Raw genomic sequence first — 23,163 nt, 5'->3', positions numbered from 1 at the left:
TCGGCGAGGGCGCCCTGCGGTGCGTCGTTTCACTCGGCTTGGTGGGAGCCCACGCGCTTTCGTAGGGTGGCCTCGTCTGCGCAGCGGACAGCCCACCATTGGCCCCGCATCCGCTACTTCAGCCCCAGGCGTGTCGCCAGGCGGTGCAGGTTGGCGCGGTCCAGGCCGAGTTCGCGGGAGGCGGCGGCCCAGTTGTCTTCGGCGCGCTCCAGGGCGGCCTGGATCAGCCGGCGCTGGTAGTCATCCACGGCCTGGCGCAGGTCGCCGGTCGGCATTGGAGCAGGCTTCGCGGACGTCGCCGCCGGCCCGGCCGGTAGAGGCGCGACCACCGCCGAATCCAGATCCAGGTCGCAGGCCTCCAGGCTGAGAATCCGCGGTCGCTCGGGCTGGCGGGCCATGGCCTTGAGCGCGGCGCGGCCGAGCAGGTGCTCCAGCTCGCGCACGTTGCCCGGCCAGTCGTGGCGCAGAAGCGCCGCCTGGGCCTCGGCGCTCAGGCGCAGGCCGCGCAGGTGCAGGCGCGCGCGGTTCTGCTCGAGGAAATGCCCGGCCAGCAGCAGCACGTCGCGGCCGCGTTCGCGCAGCGGCGGCACCTGCAGCGGGTAGACACTGAGGCGGTGGTAGAGGTCGGCACGGAAGCGTCCGGCGCGCACCTCCTCGGCCAGGTCGCGGTTGGTGGCGGCGAGGATGCGCACGTCCACCCGGTGCTCGCGGTCCGAGCCCAGGCGCTGCAGCTGGCCGCTCTGCAGCACGCGCAGCAGCTTGGCCTGCACCGCCAGCGGCAGCTCGCCGACCTCATCGAGGAACAGCGTGCCGCCATCGGCCAGCTCGAACTTGCCGCTGCGTTCGCCGCTGGCGCCGGTGAAGGCGCCGCGCACGTGGCCGAACAGCTCGCTCTCCACCAGCTGATCCGGCAGGGCGGCGCAGTTGATGCTGATCAGCGGCCGGCGCGCCCGCGCCGAGCGGGCGTGGATGGCCTGGGCCACCAGCTCCTTGCCGACGCCGGTTTCGCCGGCGATCAGCACGGTCAGGTCGCTGCCGGCCACCGTGTCGATCTCCGCCATCAGGCGCTTGTGCGCGGTGCCCTGGCCGATCAGCTCGGCCGCGGCGGCCTGGCCGGCCACCTCGCGAAAACGCGCGGCCAGCTGGCGCTCGGCCTCGGCGCGCTGGGTCAGGCTGAGCAGGCGGTCGTTGGCCTTGACCGAGGCGGCGGCGAGGCGGGCGAAGGCCTCGAGGTTGTCCAGGTCGCTCTGGGCGAAGCTGCCCGGCTCCAGGCTGTCGAGGGTGATCAGCCCCCAGGGGCGGTCATCGATGAACAGCGGGCAGCCCAGGCAGTCGTGGACTTCCAGATGACCCACGTGGTCCTCGACCAGTCCGTCGTAAGGGTCGGGCAGATCGCTGTCGGCGGCGAAGCGGGTCGGCGCGCGGTCGCCCAGCAGCACCTCGAAACGCGGGTGTTCGGCCAGGGCGAAGCGCCGGCCGAGGGTGTCCGGGCTGAGGCCATCCACGGCCAGCGGGATCAGCTGCTCGCCTTCCAGGCGCAGCAGCGCGGTGGCGTCGCAGGGGATCAGCGCGCGTAGGGCCGCGAGCAGGCGCCGGTAGCGCTCGTCCTCTTCGAGTTCGCGACTGAGATCGTCGACCAGCGGCAGCAAGGCGCGAAGCAGTGGATGGGTTGTCATTCAGACTCCTTGCTGTCGAATAAACCTCGTCGGGAGAGAGTCAAATCGACCTTTAATAAAGCAACTTATTGATATTTATATAAAATATTTCTGGCACGAATGCTGATTCCTCCTTTCGCAAAATAACCTGCGTGCAAGAGGAAGCCCCCTATGTTGTCCAACGAACACATCGCTCTCGTCAAGGCCACCGTGCCGCTGCTGGAAAGCGGCGGCGAGGCGCTCACCACCCACTTCTACCGCATGATGCTCTCCGAGTACCCCCAGGTGCGTCCGCTGTTCAACCAGGCGCACCAGGCCAGCGGCGACCAGCCGCGGGCGCTGGCCAATGGCGTGCTGATGTACGCCAGGCACATCGACCGCTTGCAGGCGCTCGGCCCGCTGGTCAGCCAGGTGGTGCAGAAGCATGTGTCGCTGCAGATTTTGCCGGAGCACTATCCCATCGTCGGCGCCTGCCTGCTGCGCGCCATCCGCGAGGTGCTGGGCGAGGAGATCGCCACCGACGAGGTGATCGAGGCCTGGCGCCTGGCCTACGGCCAGCTGGCCGACCTGCTGATCGGTGCCGAGGAGGAGATCTACGCCTCCACCGAGCGCACCGCAGGCGGCTGGCGCGGCGGTCGTGCCTTCCGCGTCGCGCGCAAGGTCGCCGAGAGCGAGGAGATCACCTCGTTCTACCTGCAGCCGGCCGACGGCGGCGCCATCCTCGACTTCATTCCCGGCCAGTACATCGGCATCCGTCTGTTCATCGAGGGCGAGGAGGTACGCCGCAACTACTCGCTGTCCGCCGGTCCGAATGGCCGCGAGTACCGCATCAGCGTCAAGCGCGAGCCGGGCGGCCGCGTCTCCAACCATCTGCACGACCGCGTCGCCGAGGGCGATGAAGTCGAGCTGTTCATTCCCGCCGGCGAGTTCACCCTCAACCGCTCGAACAAGCCGCTGGTGCTGATCAGCGCCGGTGTCGGCATCACCCCGCTGATGACCATGCTGGAGACGGCGGTGCACAGCGGCCGGCCGATCCGCTTCATCCACTGCGCGCGCCACGCCGGCGTGCAGGCCTTCACCTCCAGGGTCGAGGAACTGGCCGCGGCCCACCCGCAGCTGCAGCGCTTCTACTGCCTGGAGGAACAACGCGAGGGCGACATTGCTCATGGCTACGGCCGGCTTTCGCAAGAGCGCCTGGCCACCTGGTTGCCGGCGGAGCGTGATGTGGACGTCTACTTCCTCGGACCCAAGCCGTTCATGAGCGCGGTCAAGCGCAGCCTGCGCGAACTCGGCGTGCCGGATGCCCAGGCCCGTTACGAGTTCTTCGGCCCGGCTTCGGCGCTGGAGGGCTGAAAGCGGTCGATGCCGCGGGGCGCGTCCAGCGCGCCTCGCGGCGTTGCGCCTGCCGCGGTGCCGCGTGCAGCCCGGCGGTCACTGGCTAGACTCAGCGAATCTCCCTCTCGTTCTGGAGTCGTTCGCCATGTTCCTGCGCGCTTACAGTGTCGGTCTTCGCAACACCGTCGGTTTCGGGATTCTCATCGTGATCCTGCTCTGCACCGGGGGCATCGCCTTGAGCCAGTTGTCGAGCCTGCGGGACGACCTGGTGGAGGTGAAGGACGTGTGGATGCAAGGCCTCGATCTGATCGCGGATATCAAGTCCGATCGCCAGCTCATGCGCCTGGACGAGAATGAGGCGGTGGCGCAGCCCACCGAACTGGAGGCGCTGCGCGCGGAGATCCAGACGATCGAGCAGCGGGTCGGCAGCAACGACGACGCCTACGAGAAGACCATCATCCTCGAAGAGGACCGGCGCCTCTTCGATGAATACCAAGCCAAGAGCGCGGCCTACGAACAGAGCCTGGGGCAGGTCTTGAGCAGCCTGGCTTCGGCGCAGGTGACGCCCGAGCTCCAGGCGCAGTCCGAGCGGGATTTCGACGCACTGATCGCCGCCCTGGATCAGTTGATTGCCCTCAACAACAAGGGCGCGGAGGACGCCGGCAACCGCGCTGAAAAGAGTGCCACTGCTGCCACCGCGACCTTCAGCCTGATCCTCGGCGCGGCGGTGATCTTCACCGTCGTCGCCGCCTGGCTACTCAGCCGCAGCATCACCCAGCCGCTGTCGGAGCTATCGCGCTCGGCGCAGCGCATCGCCAGTGGGGACCTGACCCAGGCGGTTAGCGCCGAGGGCAATGACGAGGTGACGCAGGTGCAGCGCTCGCTCGGCGACATGCAGAACACCCTGCGCGACACCCTGCAGAACATCCAGAACTCGGCGACCCAGCTGGCCTCGGCCGCCGAGCAGCTACACGCGGTGACCGACGAATCGGCCCAGGGCATCACCCGGCAGAACGACGAGATCCAGATGGCTGCCACCGCGGTCACCGAGATGTCGGCGGCGGTGGACGAGGTGGCGCGCAACGCCAACCACACCTCGGACTCGTCACGCGAGGCAGAGCAGAGCGCCGAGGCCGGGCGCCACCAGGTCAGCACCACGCGCAGCACCATCGAACAGCTCAGCGAACGCCTGCAGATCACCTCCGGCACCATCGCCCGGCTGGCCGACGAGGCCATCGCCATCGGCCGGGTGCTGGAAGTGATCCGCACCATCGCCGAGCAGACCAACCTGCTCGCCCTCAACGCCGCCATTGAGGCGGCGCGGGCCGGCGATCAGGGCCGCGGTTTCGCCGTGGTGGCCGACGAGGTGCGCGCGCTGGCCCAGCGCACGCAGAGCTCGACCCAGGAGATCGAGCGGATGATCAGCGCCATCCAGAGCGCCAGCCGCGAGTCGGTGGATGCCATGGGCCAGAGCAGCGAGTTCGCCTCCCGCAGCAGCGAGATGGCGACCCAGGCCGACAGCGCCCTGGCGCTGATCGCCGAGCGGGTCGGGCAGATCAACGAGATGAACCTGGTGATCGCCAGCGCCGCCGAGGAGCAAGCCCAGGTGGCCCGCGAGGTGGACCGCAACCTGGTGGCCATCCGCGACATCGCCGCGCAGAACGCCACCGGCGCCCACGAAACATCGGTGGCCAGCGATCAGCTGGCGCGCCTGGCCACCGACCTCAACGGCATGGTGCAGCGCTTCCGCCTCTAGTCCTGCTTCTCTTCCGCGGGACGCGAGGCATCGACCTCGCGCGGGCTGCCGCCGCCGGCCTGGCGCGCCGGATCGACGCGAAAGCGCAGCACGCCGATCTGCTGACCGGCCTCGGTGACCACCTGCACGCGCCAGTCGCCGACCGGGTCCGCCGGAAAATTGCGCTTGTGCGTCCAGGCCCGGTAGCCGGCCTTGCGTCCGCCGTGGATGTCCAGGGCGATGCGGTCCATCTCCACGCCGTCGAGTTTCCACACGTGATAGATGCGCTCGTTGAGCCCGCGCGGCGCGCTGATCGCCGTGTAGGCGTAGAGTCCCGCCTGCTGCAACTGCGCGACCGAGACCTGCTTGAGGCTGCGTCCCGGGTTACGCTCCTGCAGCTGCTCGGTGACCGCCACCTGGGTCAGCCAGAGGGTCGCCGGCGGCACCCAGGGCCGGGTCAGCCAGGCGCCGGCGCCGAGCGCGGCAATCAGGCCGGCCAGGGTCGCCCAGCGCCACAGGCCCTGGATGTGCAGGCTGCTGCCGAGGCTGGGCAGGGCAATGACCAGCGCGGCGCCGAGCGCCAGGCGGTAGCTCTGCGCGGTGGTCAGGTGGACGATCAGCGGCAGCGCCACCAGCAGCACGGCGAACAGGGTCAGCGTGTGATAGCTGAGGTACAGCCAGCGCCGCCGGGCCAGCCACTTGTAGTAGAGCGGGTCGACGATGGCGACCAGCGCCGCGGCGCCGAGCAGGCCGGTGAAGAGCGCCTGGCCGCTGTTCCAGGCGGTGGTGATGAAAAAGAACGGCAGGGCGAAGAACAGGCTTTCCTGGTGGATCAGCTGGGTCAGGTAGCGCAACACCAGCGGCGGCACCTCGATGCCCAACCAGCGCGCCGCGCCGCGGGTGAGCAGGCCTTCGAGCAGCAGCAGGACCCAGCTCAGCAGCATCAGCACGGCGATCACCTTGCCGACTTCGGCCTGGCGGTCGACCAGCAGGAAGCTGGCCACCCCGGACACGAAGCCGAAGGCGGCGATCAGGCCGGGGTAGCGTTGCAGCAGCGCCAGCAGGCGCAGCAGGCGCGGTTTCCAGGAGAGCAGCATCGAGGAGGCGGGCATCGTTTTGGTCGGGGGCGGGAGGATAGCAGCAGGGTCGGGCGACGGGCATGGCGCTCGTCAGCCGCTTGCCGGCGGGCCGGCCTGCGCCAGCGCGTCGTGTGGCAGCGGCTCGCCCTCGACTTCCAGCACCCGGTAGGCGCCGCCGCAGAACAGCGAGTTGAGGCGCTTCATGTCGGCGATCAGCTCCAGGTGCAGGGCGCTGGTCTCGATGCTCTGCACCACCTGCTGCCCCAGGCGGTCGACGTGGGCGTGGGCCAGGCGGCGCTCCTCGCGGCGAAAGCGCATCTTCTCGTGCAACAGCTGGCGGGCGTTGTCGTGATTGCCGTCGAGGAACACGTTGAGGCTCAGACGCAGGTTGTGGGTCAGCCGCGCGTGCAGTTCGCTGAGTTCCTCCAGGCCGCTGTCGGAGAAGCGGTGGTGGCGGGCGCGCTTGTGGTTGTCCAGCTTGCCGACCATTTGCTCGATCAGGTCGCCGGCATGCTCCAGGTTCACCGCCAGCTCGATGATCTCCGCCCAGCGCCGACCATCCTGGTCCGGCAGGTCGTCGCGCGGCATCTGCGCCAGGTACAGCTTGACCGCGCTGTGCAGGGCGTCGACGTCATCGTCCAGGCGGCGCACCTCGCGGGCCGCGGTGGGCGAGCTCTCGCGCAGCACCTCCAGCAGGTGGCCGAGCATGCGTTCGATCAGGTCGCCGATGCGCAGGGTCTCGCGCACCGCGTTGGCCAGCGCCAGGCTGGGCGTGCCGAGCACGGCGCGGTCCAGGTGGCGCGGCGCCGCCACGCCTTCGTCGCGGGCCCGCTCCGGCAGCAGCAGGCTGCACAGCCGCGCCATCCAGCCCACCGTCGGCAACAGCAGCAGGCAGCGCAGGCCGTTGTAGCCCAGGTGGAAGCCGATCACCAACGTCGCCGCCGACCAGTCGAGCGAATCCATCCACGCCACCAGCGGCTGCACCAGCGGCAACACCAGGAACAGGCCGAGCAGCTTGTACAGCAGGCTGCCGAGGGCCACCCGGCGCCCGGCGGCGGACTGCATGCTGCTGCTGAGCAGGGCCAGCACGCCGCTGCCGATGTTGGCGCCGATGACCAGGCCGATGGCCGCCGGCAGGCCGATCATGTCGCTGCCGGCCAGCGTCGCGGTGAGCAGCACGGCGGCCAGGCTGGAGTAGGTGATCAGGGCGAACAGCGCGCCGACCAGGGCGTCCAGCAGCAGGTCGCCGGTCAGCGAGGCGAACAGCGTCTCGATGCTGCGCGATTCGGCGATCGGCCGCGCCGCCTCGACGATCAGCTGCAGCGCCAGGATCAGCACGCCGAGGCCGATCGCCACCCGGCCGATCTGCCCCAGGCGGCTCTGCTTGCGCGAGAGGAACAGCACCACGCCGGCGAAGATCAGCAGCGGCGACAGCCAGGACAGGTCGAGGGTCAGCACCCGCGCCATCAGCGCCGTGCCGACGTCCGCGCCGAGCATGATGGCCAGTGCCGGGGTCAGCGCCATCAGGCCCTGGGAGACGAACGAGGTGACCAGCAGTGCCGTGGCGTTGCTGCTCTGCACCAGGGCGGTGACGACGATGCCGGCGGCAAACGCCAGCGGTCGGCGCGTCACGCTGCGGCTGAGCACGTGACGCAGCTGCGAGCCGTACACCCGCAGGATGCCGGTCCGCACGATGTGGGTGCCCCAGACCAGCAGCGCGATGGCCGAGAGCAGATCGAGAAGGGTGAGCATGCGCAGACTCCCGATGCACTGGGGCGCGCGGGGTCGGCGTCCCGAAGATCTCCTGTGTCGATTTAGTTGTAGATAGATGACAGCGGCGGCGGTTCAGCTCCGTTGGCCGTGGCCGCGGAACTGTTCGACCAGCAGCTGCAGGCGTTCGGCCAGGGCCGCCACGTGGTCGGCGCTGGTGCGGCTGCGGCCGCTGGCAGCGACGCTGCTGTGGCCGGCCTCGCGGATGCCCGCGAGGTTGCGCTGGATGTCTTCGCCCACCGCGCTCTGCTGCTCCACGGCGGTGGCGATCTGCAGGCTCATGCCGCTGATGGCCTGCACCTGGCGGTTGATGCCGGCCAGCGCCTCGGCGGCCTGCAGGGCGTTATCGACGCTGCCCTCGGCCTGGTCCTGGCTGCGCTGCATGGCCGCCACCGCAGCGGCCGTGCCCTGCTGCAGGCGCTCGATGATGGTCTGGATCTGCGCCGTGGACTGCTGGGTACGGCTGGCCAGGCCGCGCACCTCGTCGGCGACCACCGCGAAGCCGCGCCCGGCCTCGCCGGCCCGCGCCGCCTCGATGGCGGCGTTCAGCGCCAGCAGGTTGGTTTGCTCGGCGATGCCGTGGATCACCTCCAGCACCTGGTCGATCTCCAGGCTGTGCGTCTGCAGCTGCTGGATCACCCGGTTGCCGCGCTGCACCTCCTCGGCCAGCCCGGCGATCAGCTGGCGCGTCTGTTCCACCTGGCGCAGGCCACTGTCGGTGGCCTGGTTGGCCTCGGCGGCGGCGCTGGCGCTGAGCTGGGCGTGGCGCGCCACTTCCTGCACGCTGGCGGCCAGCTGCACCACGGCGCCGGCCACCTGCTCGGTCTCGTGCTGCTGCAACACGCTGGCGCCGCGGCTGCAGTCCACCGCGGCGGCCAGTTCGCCGGCATCGTCGCTGAGCTGGCGCGCCGAGTCGGCGATGCGCCCGACCATGGCCGCGGATTCGGCCTCCAGACTGCGCAGGGCGAAGGCGATCTGCCCGAAGCAGTCGCTGCGGCCGCAATACACCTGCTGGCTCAGCGGGTTGTCGGCGATGCGCCGGGCTTCGCGTGCCAGTTCGTCGAGCGGGCGCAGGCGCCAGCGCACCAGGGCGGCGAGACCGGCGCCGGACAGCGCGCCGCCGAGCAGCGCCGGCAGCAACGGCAGCGCGCCGAGTCCGCCGAGCAGCCCCGCGCTCAGCAGCGGCGCGGCGCCCACCAGCAGCGCCAGGCTGGCCACCGCGCCCAGGCGCCGCGGCCGCAGTGCCCGCGGCATGCGACCGGCGGCGAGCTCGGCGTACAGCGGCTCGGCCCGCGCCACCTGTTCCGGGCTCGCGTGGTTGCGCACCGACTGGTACTCGACCACCGCGCCGCCGCGCATCACCGGGGTGGCGAAGGCGCTGACCCAGTAGTGGTCGCCGTTCTTGCAGCGGTTCTTCACCAGGCCCATCCAGGAGCGGCCGCCCTTCAGCGTCTGCCACAGGTGCTCGAAGGCTGCCGCCGGCATGTCCGGGTGGCGCACCTGGTTGTGGCTGCGGCCGAGCAGCTCGGCCTCGCCGAAGCCGCTGATGGCGACGAAGTCCGGGTTGACGTAGGTGACCACGCCCTTGAGGTCGGTGGTGGAGAGGATGTTGGCGCGCGGGTCGACCTTCACCTCGCGCTGGGTGACCGGCAGGTTGAGCTTCATCGATGGTTTTCCCGACGAGAATGGGTAGTCGTGTCCGCCGGCAGCAGGCGCCACAGGCCGTCTTCGCCGGCGTCGCCGCCGAACAGGCGCTGCAGCTCCGCGGCCGGCTGTGGCCGGCTGAACCAGTAGCCCTGGGCCAGGCGACAGTCTTCGTGCTGGAGGAAGTCGAGCTGCTCGTCGCGCTCCACGCCCTCGGCCACCACCTCCAGGCCCAGGCTGCGGCCGAGGCCGATGATGGCCCGGCTGATCGCCCGCGACTCGGTGTCCGCGCCGTCGATGAAGCTCTTGTCGACCTTGAGGATGTGCAGCGGGAAGCGCTTGAGGTAGCCGAGCGAGGAATAGCCGGTGCCGAAGTCGTCCAGCGCCAGGCGCACGCCGAGGCTGCCCAGCTCGCGCAGGGCGATCAGCGTGGCGGTGCAGTCGCGCATCAGCTGGCTCTCGGTGATCTCCAGCACCAGGCTCGCCGGCGGCAGGCCGCTGTCCATGAGGATGTCGGTGAGGCGGGCGACGAAATCGTCCTGCTGCAACTGCCGGCTGGACAGGTTGACCGCGCAGCGCAGCCGCGTCTGGCCGGCCAGCTGCCAGGCGCGCACCTGGCGGCAGGCCTCGCGCAGCACCCAGTCGCCGACCCGCAGGATCTCGCCGGACTCCTCCAGCGAGGGGATGAATTCCTGCGGCGCGATCAGCTCGCCGTCGTGACGCCAGCGCAGCAGCGCCTCGACCCCGACCAGGCGCGGCACACCGGCGTCGACCTGGCAGATCGGCTGGTAGTGCAGGACGAACTCGTCGCGCTCCAGGGCCTGGCCCAGCGCGCTCTCGAGCTCCAGCTGGCGCCGCGCGGCGGCCTGCAGCTCCTGGCTGTAGCGGGCGAACTGCGCCTTGCCGGCCTGCTTGGCGCGGTACAGCGCCAGGTCGGCGGCCTGCAGCGCCTCGGCGGTGTCGGCGCTGGCGCGCAGCCCGGCCACGCCGATGCTGGCGCTGACCACCAGGGTGTTTTCGCCCAGGTGCAGCGGGTGGTGCAGGCCGTCGAGCATGCGCTGCGCCACCTGCTCGGCGTCGCCCATGCTGGCCAGGTCGGTGAGCAGCACGACGAATTCGTCGCCGCCGAAGCGGATCAGGTGATCGCCGGGGCGTAGGCACTGCTGCAGGCGGCGGCCGACCTCGACCAGCACCTGGTCGCCGCTCTGGTGACCGAGGCTGTCGTTGATCAGCTTGAAACGGTCGAGGTCGACGAACAGCAGCGCGGCCTGGCGCGCGCCGGGCTTGGCCAGCTGCTGCAGGGTCTGCTGCAGCAGCTCGTCCAGGCGCAGGCGGTTGGCCAGGCCGGTCAGCGGGTCGTGGCGGGCGGCGTGCTTGAGCTGCTGCTCCACCGCCTTGCGCGCGCTGATGTCGGTCTGCGAACCGGCCATGCGCCGCTGGCCCTGCGGGTCGAGCTCGACCACGCCGCGGGCCAGCACCCACAGGTAGTCGCCGCGCCGACGCCGCATGCGGTACTCGTGATGCAGCAGCGCGGTGCGCCCGCCGAGATGCGCGTCGATGGCCTGGCGCAGGCCCGGCAGGTCGTCCGGGTGGACCCGCGAGAACCAGGCCGCGCAGCCCTCGCCGAGGGCGTCGCGGCTCAGTTCGAGCATGTCGGCCCAGCGTTCGGAGACATACAGCCGGTCGTGCTCCAGGTGCCAGTCCCAGAGGCCGTCGTTGGCGCCGCGCAGGGCCCGGGCGAAGCGCGCCTCGCTGTCCTCCAGGGCGCGGCGCTGGGCGGCGCCGTAGGTGTCGATGGCCAGGGTCATGTCGAAGAACACCGCCTTGAGCAGGCTGGCGAACAAAGCGGCGCGGGGATGCTCGGCGAACAGCGCGCCATGCAGGGCGTCCAGGTACAGGCGGTAGCCGGCCAGGTACCACTTGGGTTCGACGCCGGCCAGTTGGTGGATCAGGCCGATGCGCAGGCGGCCGAGCACGTAGTCGCGGTCGTAGGGGCCGCGCCACAGGCGCTGGTAATAATCGAGCTGGCTGTGCTTGAGGCGCGTCACGCCCGCCGGGTCGCTGAGCAGGGCGGCTGGGCCGGGGAAGTGGCCGAGGTGCTCGTAGAGGCGGTCGACGAAGGCCTGGTGCGCGTCGCTCGCTTCGTCGGCGGCCTGCTGCAGGCGTGGCGGGTCGTCGTGGCGCCAGTCGAGCAGACGCAGGCGCTCGCGCAGCTCGGCGGCGTCCAGGCCGATGCGGCCGATCAGCTCCTGCAGGCTTTCCTCTGGTTTCATCGCGTGTCCTTCCTTTTCTGCGGGCACAAAAAAAGCGCCGGACGGCGCGTTCGTGGGAACGCGGCGTCGCGGCGCTTCGTCTTGCAGGCCCGGATGTCCTGCCCGGCAAAGCCGGTCTCCGCCGAGGGGCGGAACCTGAATGGCGCGAGTTCTACTTCATTCGGGCGGTGCTGACAATTCGACCAAGAGCCGCTCCAGGCGCTGCCGCAGCTGGCCCAGCTCCCGCGAGCGGAAGGCGTGGCGGGTGCGCTCCAGAGTGGCCACGGCGTCGTTCAGCGCCGCCTGCACCCGGTCCCGCTCGCCCACGGGAGCCTCCCGCAGCCAGCCGCACAGCGAGGCGCGGCTGCACTCGAGCGGGACCTCGATCACCTCGCAGTCGTCGAACTGGCGGCGCAGGCTGTGGGCCAGCTGGGGATCGCTGCAGGCGATGCGGCGCGGAGCGTGAGTGATCATGTGGGCCTGTGACCAAGGGGTTTCAGGCCACGATAGCGATACTGGCGCATGGCCGGTTGACTCGGATCAACCGCCCGCCAGAAGCGTACCGGCCATTCGTCGGCGGCGAGCTGCTACCCTAGCGCCCATCGACCCGGACGATGCCCATGCTTAGCCTCTATCACGCCCCCGACCTGGAAACCCTCGGCGCCCTCGCCTGCCGCCTGCTCGCCCAGCCGCAGGCCGACGTGCTGGCGCCGGCGCGGGTGGTGGTGCCGAGCCAGGGTATCGGCCGCTGGCTGACGCTGCAGTTGGCGCGCGAGCAGGGCATCGCCATGCACCTCGACGTGCAGCTGCCGTCCAGCTTCGTCTGGGCCCTGGCGCGCCAGGTGCTCGGCGCCCTGCCGGAGCAGTCGGCATTCAACCCGCAGGCGATGACCTGGCGTCTGTACGACTGGCTGTGCGAGCCGGCCAATCTGGCCCGCGCCGAGCGCCTCGAGCGCTATCTGGAGGGCGGCGACGAACGCCGCCGCCTGGCCCTGGCGGCGAAGATCGCCGACGTGTTCGACCAGTACCTGCTCTATCGCGACGACTGGCTGGCCGCCTGGGAGCGCGGCGAACTGTGCGACCTGGGCCCGGACGAGGCCTGGCAGGCGCTGCTGTGGCAGGAGCTGACCGCGGGCGGCCACCCGCACCGCGCGCGCCTGCTCGGCGAGCTGCTGGCGCGGCTGCACGGCGCCCAACCCATCGAAGGCCTGCCGGAGCGCCTGCTGGTGTTCGGCATCAGCTCATTGCCGCCGCATCACCTGCGTGTGCTGGAGGGTCTGGCGCGGCATGCCGACGTGGTGATCTTCGCCCTCAACCCCTGCCGCGAGGCCTGGGGCGAGATCCGCGACGTGCGCGAGCTGGCGCAGTCCGAGGTCAGTCCCGAGGACTGGTACCTCGACGTCGGCCATCCGCTGCTGGCCAGCCTGGGCAAGCAGGGCCGCGACTTCTTCGACAGCCTGCTCGGGCAGATCGCCGAGGAGAACGGCATCTACCCGCAGGACGCCGAGCTGGCCGACGACAGCCTGCTGCACGCCCTGCAGAACGACATCCTGCGCCTGCGCACCCGTGCCCCCGAAGAGCGCCTGGCGCTGCGCGCGGACGACCGCTCGCTGGAGCTGCACATCGCCCACTCGCCGCTGCGCGAGGTGGAGATCCTGCACGACCAGCTGCTCGCGCGCTTCGCCGCCGACCCGAGCCTGAGCCCGGACCAGGTGGTGGTGCTCACCCCGGACATCGAGCGCTACGCGCCCTTCATCGAAGCCGTGTTCGCCCGCCGCGATGGCGCGCCATACGTGCCCTACAGCCTGGCCGACCGCAGCCTGCGCGCCGAAACGCCGCTGATCGAGGCCTTTCTCGGCCTGCTCAGCCTGCCGGAGAGCCGCTTCGCCGCCGAGGAGGTCCTCGCCTGGCTGGAACAGCCGGCCATCGCCCGCCGTGCCGGCATCGAGAACGAGGACCTGCCGCTGCTGCGCGACTGGCTGCGCCAGGCCGGCGTGCGCTGGGGCCGTGACGGCGACCACCGCGCCGCCCTCGACTTGCCCGCCGATGATGCCTTCACCTGGCGCCAGGGCCTGGATCGCCTGCTGCTGGGCTTCGCCGCGCCGCCGCAACTGGCCGGTGACGGTCTGCCGCTGCTCGGTGACAGCTGGCCGCTGGACGCGCTGGAGGGCGCCCGCGCTCAGTTGCTCGGCCGCCTGTGCGCCTTCGTCGAACAGCTTGCCGGCCTGGCCGAGCGCCTGCAGCGTGCGCGGCCGCTGGCCGACTGGGCGCTGGACCTGCAGGGCCTGATCGACGCGCTGTTCGATGAGCGCGAATCCGGCGACACGCTGTTGTTGCTCAGCCAGGCCTGCGCGGGCCTGGGTCGCCAGGCCGCCGATGCCGGCATCGTGCGCCCGGTGGAACTGACGCTGGTGCGCCAGCAGCTCGGCGCGGCGCTGGAGAGCGGCAGCGGCGCCTCGGGCTTCCTCACTGGCGCGGTGACCTTCTGCACCATGGTGCCGATGCGCAGTCTGCCGTTCCGCCTGGTCTGTCTGCTCGGCCTGGACGACGGCGCCCTGCCGCGGCGCACCCCGGCGGCCGGTTTCGATCTGATCGCCCGGCGCCCGCGCCGCGGCGACCGGGCGCGGCGCCTGGACGACCGCTACCTGTTCCTGGAAACCCTACTCAGCGCCAGGGACGGTTTGTACCTCAGCTATGTCGGCCGCGACCCGCGCGACAACGCCGAGCTGCCGCCCTCGGTGCTGGTCAGCGAGCTGCTGGAGGCGGTCGATCTGACCGCGACCCAGGGTGCGCACAAGGCCAGCGCCGGCATCACCGTCGAGCATCCGCTGCAGCCCTTCGCCCCCGGCAACTTCGCCGCCCACGGCCCGCACCGCGGCTTCGCTTCCGCCTGGTTCCGCGCCGCCCAGCGCCTGGCCGAGGCGCCGACACTGGAGTTGCCGCCCTTCATCGAGCGCCTGCCCGAGCCGGGCGAGGACTGGTTCACGATCGAGCCCAGCCAGCTGCTGCTGTGCTTCCGCCACCCGGCGCGCTTCCTTCTGGAGCAGCGCCTGGGCCTGCGCCTGGCCAGCGCCGAGGAAGGTATCGCCGCCGATGAGCCCTTCAGTCTGGAGCGCTCGGCCTACCAGGGCCTGCGCCAGCTGGCATTACAGGCGGTGGAACGCGGCTGGAGCGAGGAACAGGAACGCCGCGTGGCCCGCGCCGCCGGCTGGCTGCCGCCCGGCGAGCTGGGCCATGCGTTGTGGGGCAAGCAGCGCGGCCCGGTGCGCGCCTTTGCCCCGCGCCTGTTCGAGGCGCGCCCCGAGGAGAGTCCCGAACCGCTGCTGGTGGATATCCAGTTGGCCGGCGTGCGCGTGCACGGCTGGCTCGACGGCGTGACCTCCAGCGGCCTGTTCGACTGGCGCCTGCGCGCGCCGGACGCCCGTGACCTGCCCGGCTTCTGGCTGCGCCACCTGCTGCTCAACGTCGCCGCCACCCCGGATGTCGCCCGCGAGAGCCTGCTGGTGTCGCCTGCCGGCGACTGGCAGCTCGGCCCGTTGAGCGATGCCCGCGCGCTGCTGGAGCCCTGGCTGGCCGCCTACCGCGAGGCACAGTGCGAGCCGCTGGCCTTCATCAGCCGCAGCAGCTACGAGTTCGCCAAGGCGCTGGTGACGCCCAGCGCCAAGAGCCGCAAGCAACCGCTCGACGCGGCCCGCGACAAGGCGCGGGCCGCCTGGCTCGGCGCCGAATTCAGCCCGCTGGCCGGCGAAGCACTCGATCCCTGGTACGCCCTGGCCTTCCGCGAGCGCGACCCGCTCGACGCCCGCTTCGAGCTGCTCGCCGAAAACCTGCTGGGTCCGGCGCTCAAGGCCCTGGCCGCCGACGAGGAAGATTGAGAGATGGCTTCACTGTTGTCGCCTTTTAGGCTACAAACGTTGCTTTCACGGCAACAGGAAGAATCATGAGCCTGGCGACGCTGCTGTTCACCGACTACCGCCGTCGCGTCCTCGGCCTGCTGTTGCTGCACCCCGAGCGCAGCTACCACTTGCGGGAGATCGCCCGGCTGACCGCGACCCAGCCCGGAACGCTGGCGCGCGAGCTGAACAAGCTGGCGGAAGCCGGCGTGCTGACCAAGCGCAAGGTCGGTAACCAGCTGCAGTACGGTGCCGACCGCCAGTGCCCGATATACGAGGAACTCGCCAGCATCCTGCGCAAGACCAGCGGCCTCGCCGATGTGTTGGCGGATGCCCTGCTGGCCGTGCGCGACCAGGTTGCGGTGGCCTTCGTGTTCGGCTCCACGGCCAGCGGCAAGGCGAGTGCCGACAGCGATATCGACCTGCTGCTGATCGGCGAACTCGGCTTCGCCGACGCAGTGGCGGCGCTGTATCCGGCCCAGGAAGCGCTGGGCCGGGAGATCAATCCCAAGCTGTACCGGCCCGAGGAATGGCGCCTAGCGCTGCGCGAGCGCGGCAGTTTCATGCGCGACGTGCGGGCCAAGCCGAAGCTCTTCGTCATCGGTGACGCTGCCGAGCTGCAGCGGATCGAGGAGCAGCCATGACCCTGGACAACCTGCTCGGCCTGTCGCTGGAAGCCGTCGTCGCGGATGCCTCCGCCATCCAGCGCCTGCTGGAGGCCGCCAGACGCAGCCTGGCCGATTCCCGTCTGGCGGGGATCAGCCCGGAGGGGCGCTTCGACATGGCCTACAAGGCGATCATGCAATCGGCGAACGCCGCCTTGCAGGCCAGCGGTTACCGCACGCTGACGAGCAAGCCGGGCCACCACCAGACCATGCTGCAGAGCCTGCCGAAGACCGTCGGCCTGGATCGCGACACCCTGATCCTGCTCGATACCCTGCGCAAACAGCGCAACGTGATCGATTATTCGGGCGACGTGGTCAGCGCCTCCATGGCCGACGAAGCGCAGATGCAGGCCGAGCGCCTGCTGCTTCGGGGCGAGGCGTGGCTGGCCGAGCGCCATCCGGACCTGCTGGCATGAGCCTCGACCTCCACGACTCGTCCTTCGCTGGCCGCTCGCTGATCGAGGCCAGCGCCGGCACCGGCAAGACCTGGACGCTGACCGCGCTGTATGCGCGCCTGCTGCTGGAGCGCGAGCTGTCGGTCGGGCAGATCCTGGTGGTCACCTACACCACCGCCGCCACGGCCGAATTGAGGGAACGCATCCGCGCGCGCCTGGCCGAGCTGCTGGCGCTGTATGAAGGCGGCACCAGCGAGGACAACTTCCTCGTCGAGCTGCATCGCCGTTATCCCGGCGAGGCGGCGCGCCGCCGTCTGCTGCTGGCCGTGCACGGCTTCGACGAGGCGGCCATCTTCACCATCCACGGCTTCTGCCAGCGCGCCCTGCAGGACTCGGCGTTCGAGGCCGGCGGCGACTTCGACGCCGAGCTGACCCAGGACGACCGCGAGGTGCTCGACGCGCTGCTCGGTGACGCCTGGCGCCATGTGCTGGCGGAGGCCGACCCGGCCTGGGCGCGCTTCCTGGCCAAGCAGCGCATCACCCCGGCGACCCTGCGCCAGGCCCTGCGCAGTCATCTCGGCAAACCCTATCTCCACGTAGAACCGCGCACCGAGCGCGAGACGGTCGGTGATGCCGAGCTGAAAGCCGCCAGCGCCGCCTGGCAGCACGCCGCCGAGTTGTGGCGCGGCGACGGCTATGACTGGATCGAGACCCTGCGCGAACACGGCGGCCTCAGCCAGACCTCCCACAAGAGCGCCAAGCTGCCGTTGTGGTCGGCCGAACTGGACGCCTACTTCGCCGACCCGGCGGCGCTGTTCGACGTGCCGGACGGTCTGCTCAAGCTCGGCGCCGTGGCCCTGGGCAAGGCCTGCAAGAAGGGCCACGACGCGCCGACCTGCGAGCTGGCGGAGGCCCTCGATCGGCTCGGCGAGGCGCTGGCCGCCGCCGAACCGGCGGGCCGGCAGAAGCTGATCGCCCTGCAGGTCGAGCTGCTCGACCGGCTCAATGTCGAGCTGCCGCAGCGCAAGGCGGCGCAGCGCCTGCTGGCCTTCGACGACCTGCTCAACCGCCTGCACGAAGCGCTGCATGGCGCGGCCGGCGACGACCTGGCCGCGCGCCTGCGCGAGCAATACCCGCTGGCGCTGATCGACGAATTCCAGGACACCGACCCGATCCAGTACGCCATCTTCGACCGCATCTACCCAAAAGCGGCGAGCGTAGCGAGCGGCTCGCCCGCCAGAACACATTCGCCTGGAGCGAATGCGGACAGCTCCGCTGGCCCGAAGGGTGAAGGTCAGGACGACCATCACGGGGCTTCGAGCGAAGGCTGGGACAGTGCAGCAAGTGCGGCGAGGCCTGAGCGAGAAACCGACAACGCTGGCCAGTCGCGCGGTGGCCCGCGTGGCGATCTGTGTTTCGTCGGTGATCCCAAGCAGGCCATCTATGCGTTTCGCGGCGCCGACCTCGCCACCTATCTCAAGGCGCGGGACGCGGCCGAGCGGCAGTACGATCTGCCCTTCAACTTCCGCTCCACGCCCGAGCTGATCGCCGCGCTCAACCGCCTGTTCGACCGCCCGCAGCCCTTCGCCGAAGAGGGCCTGGTCTACCCGCCGGTCAGCGCCGGCAAGAAGGCGCGCGCGACGCTGGTGCTGCCCGAGCAGGACGGCCGTGCGCCGCTGGGCTTGGTCTGGCTCGGTGACGAGAGTATGAACAAGGCCCGCGCCGGCGAGCTGGCGGCACTGGACACGGCGCGGCGCATCGCCGGCCTGCTCGATGCCAGCGCCCGGGGCCAGGCTTATTTCGAGGAAGGTGGCGCGAAAAACCCCCTGCGCGGCGGCGACATCGCTGTGCTGGTCAGCAACCACCGCGAGGCGGCCAGCGTCGCCGCCGAACTGGCCGCCCGCGGCGTGCCCAGCGTGCGCCGCGGCCGCGACAGCGTCTGGCACAGCGAGGAGGCGGGCGAGCTGGCGGCGGTGCTGGCGGCCTATGCCGAGCCGGGCCGCGAGGGCGTGTTGCGCTATGCCCTGGCCACCCGCCTGCTCGGCCGCGACGCCGCGCAGATCGCCCGCTGCCAGGAAGTCGAGCAGGAATGGGACCGCGAGCGCGCCGCCGCCGAGCAGTACCACCAGCTCTGGCAGCAGCAGGGTTTCATGCGTGTGTTCCGGGCCTGGCTGGATCAGGAGCGGGTGGCCGAGCGCCTGCTGGCCGGCATCGACGGCGAGCGGCGGCTGACCAACCTGCTGCACCTGGGCGAGCTGCTGCAGGCCGAAAGCCTGCAACGTCCGGGGCTGGAGCCGCTGCTGGCCTGGTTCGCCGCCCAGCGCGGCAGCGAGGGCGCCGGCGAGGATGCCCTGATGCGCCTGGAAAGCGATGCCGAGCGCGTGCAGATCGTCACCATCCACACCTCCAAGGGCCTGGAGTACCCGCTGGTGTTCTGTCCCTTCCTGTGGGACGGCCGCCTGCTCGGCCAGCACACCGACAGTGCCCGCTGCCACGATGAAAACGGCCAGCCGCTGCTCGACCTGGGCAGCGCGCGCCTGGAGGAGCGCCTGCAAGCGGCGCGGCGCGAGAGCTTCGCCGAGAAACTGCGCCTGACCTACGTGGCCCTGACCCGCGCCCGCGACCGTCTGTGGCTGCACTGGGGCCCGGCGGCCCTGCCCAAGGCCAAGAAGGACGGCTCGCTGCCCGACGAGGGTCTGCACAGCAGCGCCCTGGCCTGGCTGCTGCACGGCCGCGAGCTGCCCGGTGAGGATGCTCTGGCCGAACTGGCCGGCCATCTGGTCACCCGCGACGGCGCGGCTCTGGCTGCCGAGCTGGATCGACTGGCGGACGGCAGTGCCGGGCTGATCGCGCGCCTGGCGCCGCTCGCCGAAGAGGTCCAGGCCGCCGGCGAGGGCCGCGCCGAGCCGCCCCAGGCCCTGCAACCGTTCGAGCGCAGCCTGCACAGCGCCTGGCGCATCGGCAGCTTCTCGGGCTTATCGGCAGGCATGCATATGGAGGCGCCGGACCGCGACAGCCTGGCCCTGGTCGATGCCAGCGAGCCGGGCGTCGGCTTCTTCGCCTTCCCGCGTGGCGCCCGTGCCGGTACCTGCCTGCACGCCATCCTCGAAGACTGGATGCGTGGCAAGGGCAGCCTTGAGCAACTGGTGCCGCTCGCTCTGCAGGAGCACGGCATCGACGCCGAGCTGTGGAGCGAAATCGCCATCGCCCAGCTGCAGGCGGTGCTGGACACCGATCTGGACGGCCAGGGCCTGTGCCTGGCGGCGTTGCAGCCCAACCGGCGCCTGCCCGAGCTGGGCTTCACCTTCCCGGTCGAGCGCCTCGATGTGCAGCGCCTGCGCGAACTGCTGGCCGATCCGGCGCACGGCCTGCCGCCGGCCATGCGTCAGGCCGCCGAGCGCCTGCAGTTCGACGAGCTGAAAGGCTTTTTGAAGGGCTTCATCGACCTGACCTTCGAGCATGCCGGGCGCTGGTACATCCTCGACTACAAGTCCAACTGGCTCGGCCCGACCGCCACGCACTACGGCGCCGGTCGCCTGGAGCAGGCCATCGCCGCCGAGCACTACCACCTGCAATACCTGATCTACCTGGTGGCGCTGCGGCGCTTCCTGCGCACGCGCCTGGCCGGCTTCGAAGACGAGCAGCTGGGCGGCGCCTGGTACCTGTTCCTGCGCGGCATGCCGGAGGCGGGCGTGTATTTCGCGCGGCCGGCCGACGCGCTGCTGGATGCGCTCGACGCGTTGTTCGGAGGAGGCGCATGAATCCGGATGGAGGGTGCGCCATGCGCACCACGGCATTGCGCCGTCGTGCCGGTGCGCATGGCGCACCCTACGGAGAGCCGATGAGCAGTAGCCCGGATGCAATCCGGGGGCGGGCCTACCCGGATTGCATCCGGGCTACTTCTGGATCCTATGTTTGCGGAGGGAGCCCGATGAGCACCGAACGTAGGGCGGATATCTCGCGCAGCGAATATCCGCGGGGCGCCACGGTGGACAAGGCTACGCCGTTGTCCACCCTACGAGTTGCCAACGAGCAGGAGGTTGGCGATGCAGTTGACTGACCTGCCCCTTGGCCCGCTGGAGCGCGCCCTGCTCGCCACCTTGCAGCGCCTCGAGCCGCAGGCGTCGGACGCCGTGCTGGCCTGCGCCGCGCTGTGCAGCGAAGCCCTGGCGGCGGGGGATGTGTGCCTGCCGCTGGCGCGGGTGGCCGGCCGCCGGCCCTGGGCGGAGCACGACTTCGTCCTGCCATCGCGGGACGAGTTACGGGCGTTGCTGGAGTCCTCCACGCTGGTCGGCGCGCCCGGCCGTTTCGCGCCGCTGACCCTCGAGGGCGAGCGCCTGTACCTGGCGCGCTACCAGGCCTATGAACAGCGCCTGGCCGAGCGCCTGCTGGCGCTTTCCGCCGAGCGGCCCGTGGTGGACGAGATGCTGCTGTGCGAGAGCCTGACGCGCCTGTTCGCCTTCAACCAGCAGCAACCGGACTGGCAGCGCCTCGCTGCGGCCCAGGCGGTACGCCGGCGGCTGGCGGTGATCTCCGGCGGTCCCGGCACCGGCAAGACCACCACCGTGGTGCGCCTGCTGGCGGCTCTTTTGGAACAGCCCGGCGGCGAGCGCCTGGCCATCGGCCTGGCCGCCCCGACCGGCAAGGCGGCGGCACGCATGGCCGAGGCGATCCGCAATGCCAAGGCCGACCTGCCGCTGGCCGATGAACTCAAGGCGCTGTTGCCGGAAGAGGCGCGCACCCTGCACCGCCTGCTCGGCAGCCGTGGCGACAGCCCGGCGGTGCGCCACGACGCGGCGCGGCCGCTGGCGCTGGACGTGCTGGTGGTGGACGAGGCGTCGATGGTCGACCTGGCGCTGATGGCCAAGCTGGTCGACGCCTTGCCGCCGCAGGCGCGGCTGATCCTGCTCGGCGACAAGGACCAGTTGGCGGCGGTCGAGGCCGGCGCGGTGTTCGCCGAGCTGTGCGAGGGGCGCGGCTTCGACGCCGATGCCGCCGCCGAGCTGCAGCGCATCACCGGCCAGACGGTCCCGGTCGAGGCGCCGCGTTCGGCCCTCGGCGACGCCGTGGTGCTGCTCACCCACAGCCACCGTTTCGCCGGCGACAGCGGCATCGGCGAACTGGCGCGTCGGATCAACACGGGCGATGCCGCCGGCACCCTCAACCTGCTCAGGGAAGATCGTGCGGACCTGGCCTGGCAGGCCGATCCGGTCCAGAGCGCGCTGCTGGAGCGCCTGGAGCAGGGCTATGCACCCTATCTCAAGGCCGCGCGCCGCGGTGAGCCAGCCGAGGCCTTCGCCGCCTTCAACGCCTTCCGTGCCCTCACCGCCCAGCGCGAGGGCCCCTGGGGCGTGAGCGGTCTCAACGAGGCCCTGGAATCCCGGATCAAACGCCGCTACTCGCTGGCCGAGCGCGAACGCTGGTACCCCGGCCGTGCGGTGATGGTGCGGCAGAACGACTACGCCCTCGGCCTGTTCAACGGCGACATCGGCCTGTGCCTCGCTTCGGAGTACGGCCTGCGCGTCTTCTTCGAGGGCGAAGACGGCTTCCGTGCCTTCGCCCCGGCGCGCCTGCCCAGCCACGACAGCGCCTTCGCCATGACCGTGCACAAGAGCCAGGGCTCGGAGTTCGCCGAGGTCCTGCTGGCCCTGCCGGAAAGTCCCAGCCCGCTGCTGACCCGCGCGCTGCTTTATACCGGCATCACCCGCGCCAAACACAAAGTGGAAATCTGGGGCCTGCCGGCGCGCCTCGCCGAGGCGGTGAATACCAAGGCCGAGCGGGCGGCGGGGCTGGCGGAGCGACTGGGTGTCACTCCGGTCGAGCCGCCAGCGATCACGCCGTCGATCGAGGCGCCTGCGGGCCAGATGAATCTGTTCTGAGCGGCAATAAAAAACGGGGCCATTCGGCCCCGTTCTTCTATCTTGCGCTCTCGGGCTTACTCGCCCGGCATGTCCTTGCGCAGTTTCACCGGGTCTTCCTTGCGACCCTTGAGCACGCGCATGCGGATGTTCAGCGCTTCGACGCCCAGCGAGAAGGCCATGGCGAAGTAGACGTAGCCCTTCGGCACGTGGACTTCGAAGGCTTCGGCGATCAGCACGGTGCCGACCACGACCAGGAAGGCCAGGGCCAGCATCTTCAGCGACGGGTGCTTGTCGATGAAGTCGCTGATGGTGCCGGCGGCCAGCATCATCACCAGCACGGCGACGATGATCGCGGCGACCATGACCGGCACGTGGGAGACCATGCCGACGGCGGTGATCACCGAGTCCAGGCTGAATACGATGTCGATGATGGCGATCTGGATGATGGTGCCGATGAAGTTGCGCGCGGCGGTGTTGCCCGGCGTCTGCTCGGTTTCGTCCTCGCCTTCCAGGCTGTGGTACATCTCGGTGGTGCTCTTCCACAGCAGGAACAGGCCGCCGAAGAACAGGATCAGGTCACGCCCGGAGATGCCCTGGCCGAACAGCTCGAACAGGTCGGTGGTCAGGCGCATGATCCAGGTGATCGACAGCAGCAGGGCGATGCGCGTGATCATCGCCAGCGCCAGGCCGAACAGGCGGGTGCGTGCCTGCATGTGCGGCGGCATGCGCGCGACCAGGATGGCGATCATGATGATGTTGTCGATGCCGAGGACGATTTCCAGGGCGGTCAGTGTCAGGAAAGCAACCCAGATCTCCGGGTTGGTCAGCCATTCCATTATGAGTTCCTTTGTACGGGGTATGCGTAGGGCCACGCGGGGC

Annotated in this window: 13 protein-coding genes and 3 pseudogenes; 8 read left to right on the top strand and 8 right to left on the bottom strand. The window is 70.5% G+C overall.

What is annotated here, in order from left to right:
* Window positions 1–113 precede the first annotated feature (113 nt).
* A complete protein-coding gene (gene norR, locus NF616_RS05550) occupies window positions 114–1,676 on the bottom strand; it encodes a nitric oxide reductase transcriptional regulator NorR (RefSeq protein WP_252272115.1) in 1,563 nt (520 codons plus the stop codon).
* Window positions 1,677–1,826: 150 nt separating this feature from the next.
* Here norR and hmpA point away from each other — a divergent pair, with 150 nt between their 5' ends.
* From hmpA to NF616_RS21355, 3 genes and pseudogenes are all read left to right on the top strand, one after another.
* On the top strand, window positions 1,827–3,008 hold the full coding sequence (hmpA, locus tag NF616_RS05545; protein ID WP_252272113.1) for an NO-inducible flavohemoprotein: 1,182 nt from the start codon (window positions 1,827–1,829) through the stop codon (window positions 3,006–3,008).
* Window positions 2,956–3,660, top strand: a pseudogene (locus NF616_RS21360) (MCP four helix bundle domain-containing protein); the annotation flags it as partial. The gene hmpA and the pseudogene NF616_RS21360, both read left to right, overlap by 53 nt.
* A 39-nt stretch (window positions 3,661–3,699) precedes the next feature.
* Entirely contained in the window at window positions 3,700–4,746 is a 1,047-nt protein-coding gene (locus tag NF616_RS21355; RefSeq protein WP_434091869.1) for a methyl-accepting chemotaxis protein, read from the top strand.
* Here NF616_RS21355 and NF616_RS05535 read toward each other — a convergent pair.
* The 6 genes and pseudogenes from NF616_RS05535 to NF616_RS05515 form a co-directional block, all read right to left on the bottom strand.
* Window positions 4,743–5,837 (bottom strand): DUF5924 family protein, encoded by a 1,095-nt coding sequence (locus NF616_RS05535; RefSeq protein ID WP_252272109.1) that lies wholly within the window; start codon window positions 5,835–5,837, stop codon window positions 4,743–4,745. The two genes, NF616_RS21355 and NF616_RS05535, sit on opposite strands and share 4 nt — an antisense overlap.
* 57 nt (window positions 5,838–5,894) lie before the next feature.
* A complete protein-coding gene (locus tag NF616_RS05530) occupies window positions 5,895–7,556 on the bottom strand; it encodes a Na/Pi cotransporter family protein (protein WP_252272107.1) in 1,662 nt (553 codons plus the stop codon).
* A 93-nt stretch (window positions 7,557–7,649) separates the two neighbouring features.
* Window positions 7,650–8,162, bottom strand: a pseudogene (locus NF616_RS21350) (methyl-accepting chemotaxis protein); the annotation flags it as partial.
* A 747-nt stretch (window positions 8,163–8,909) separates the two neighbouring features.
* Window positions 8,910–9,239, bottom strand: a pseudogene (locus NF616_RS21345) (PAS domain-containing protein); the annotation flags it as partial.
* Window positions 9,236–11,491: a putative bifunctional diguanylate cyclase/phosphodiesterase gene (locus NF616_RS05520; RefSeq protein ID WP_252272103.1), complete on the bottom strand. Its 2,256-nt coding sequence runs from the start codon at window positions 11,489–11,491 to the stop codon at window positions 9,236–9,238. The pseudogene NF616_RS21345 and the gene NF616_RS05520, both read right to left, overlap by 4 nt.
* Before the next feature lie 156 nt (window positions 11,492–11,647).
* Window positions 11,648–11,944, bottom strand: a complete 297-nt coding sequence (locus NF616_RS05515; protein ID WP_252272102.1) for a hypothetical protein — start codon at window positions 11,942–11,944, stop codon at window positions 11,648–11,650.
* Between the two features lie 146 nt (window positions 11,945–12,090).
* Here NF616_RS05515 and recC point away from each other — a divergent pair, with 146 nt between their 5' ends.
* The 5 genes from recC (at window position 12,091) to recD (ending at window position 22,302) form a co-directional block, all read left to right on the top strand.
* Window positions 12,091–15,345 carry an exodeoxyribonuclease V subunit gamma gene (gene recC, locus NF616_RS05510; protein ID WP_252272100.1) on the top strand — a complete coding sequence of 1,085 codons (3,255 nt, stop codon included), beginning with the start codon at window positions 12,091–12,093 and terminating at the stop codon, window positions 15,343–15,345.
* Between the two features lie 65 nt (window positions 15,346–15,410).
* The gene (locus NF616_RS05505) at window positions 15,411–16,007 is read left to right on the top strand and encodes a nucleotidyltransferase domain-containing protein (RefSeq protein WP_252272099.1); all 597 of its coding nucleotides are present in this window, start codon (window positions 15,411–15,413) and stop codon (window positions 16,005–16,007) included.
* Window positions 16,004–16,444, top strand: coding sequence for a DNA-binding protein (locus tag NF616_RS05500; RefSeq protein WP_252272097.1), 441 nt, complete (start codon window positions 16,004–16,006; stop codon window positions 16,442–16,444). Before NF616_RS05505 ends, NF616_RS05500 begins: the two co-directional genes overlap by 4 nt.
* A complete protein-coding gene (locus NF616_RS05495) occupies window positions 16,441–20,184 on the top strand; it encodes a UvrD-helicase domain-containing protein (protein ID WP_252272096.1) in 3,744 nt (1,247 codons plus the stop codon). The genes NF616_RS05500 and NF616_RS05495 overlap by 4 nt, the downstream gene beginning before the upstream one ends.
* A gap of 285 nt (window positions 20,185–20,469) precedes the next feature.
* On the top strand, window positions 20,470–22,302 hold the full coding sequence (recD, locus tag NF616_RS05490; RefSeq protein WP_252272095.1) for an exodeoxyribonuclease V subunit alpha: 1,833 nt from the start codon (window positions 20,470–20,472) through the stop codon (window positions 22,300–22,302).
* A gap of 56 nt (window positions 22,303–22,358) precedes the next feature.
* Here the strand turns inward: recD and NF616_RS05485 are convergent, their stop codons facing one another.
* Window positions 22,359–23,120 carry a TerC family protein gene (locus tag NF616_RS05485; protein ID WP_252272092.1) on the bottom strand — a complete coding sequence of 254 codons (762 nt, stop codon included), beginning with the start codon at window positions 23,118–23,120 and terminating at the stop codon, window positions 22,359–22,361.
* Between the last annotated feature and the right edge of the window lie 43 nt (window positions 23,121–23,163).

The organism is Pseudomonas subflava (assembly GCF_023823685.1).
GTDB classification, from domain to species: Bacteria; Pseudomonadota; Gammaproteobacteria; order Pseudomonadales; family Pseudomonadaceae; genus Aquipseudomonas; species Aquipseudomonas subflava.
The sequence above is the reverse complement of the archived record's forward strand: the minus strand, read 5'-3'. Positions and strand labels throughout refer to the sequence as shown.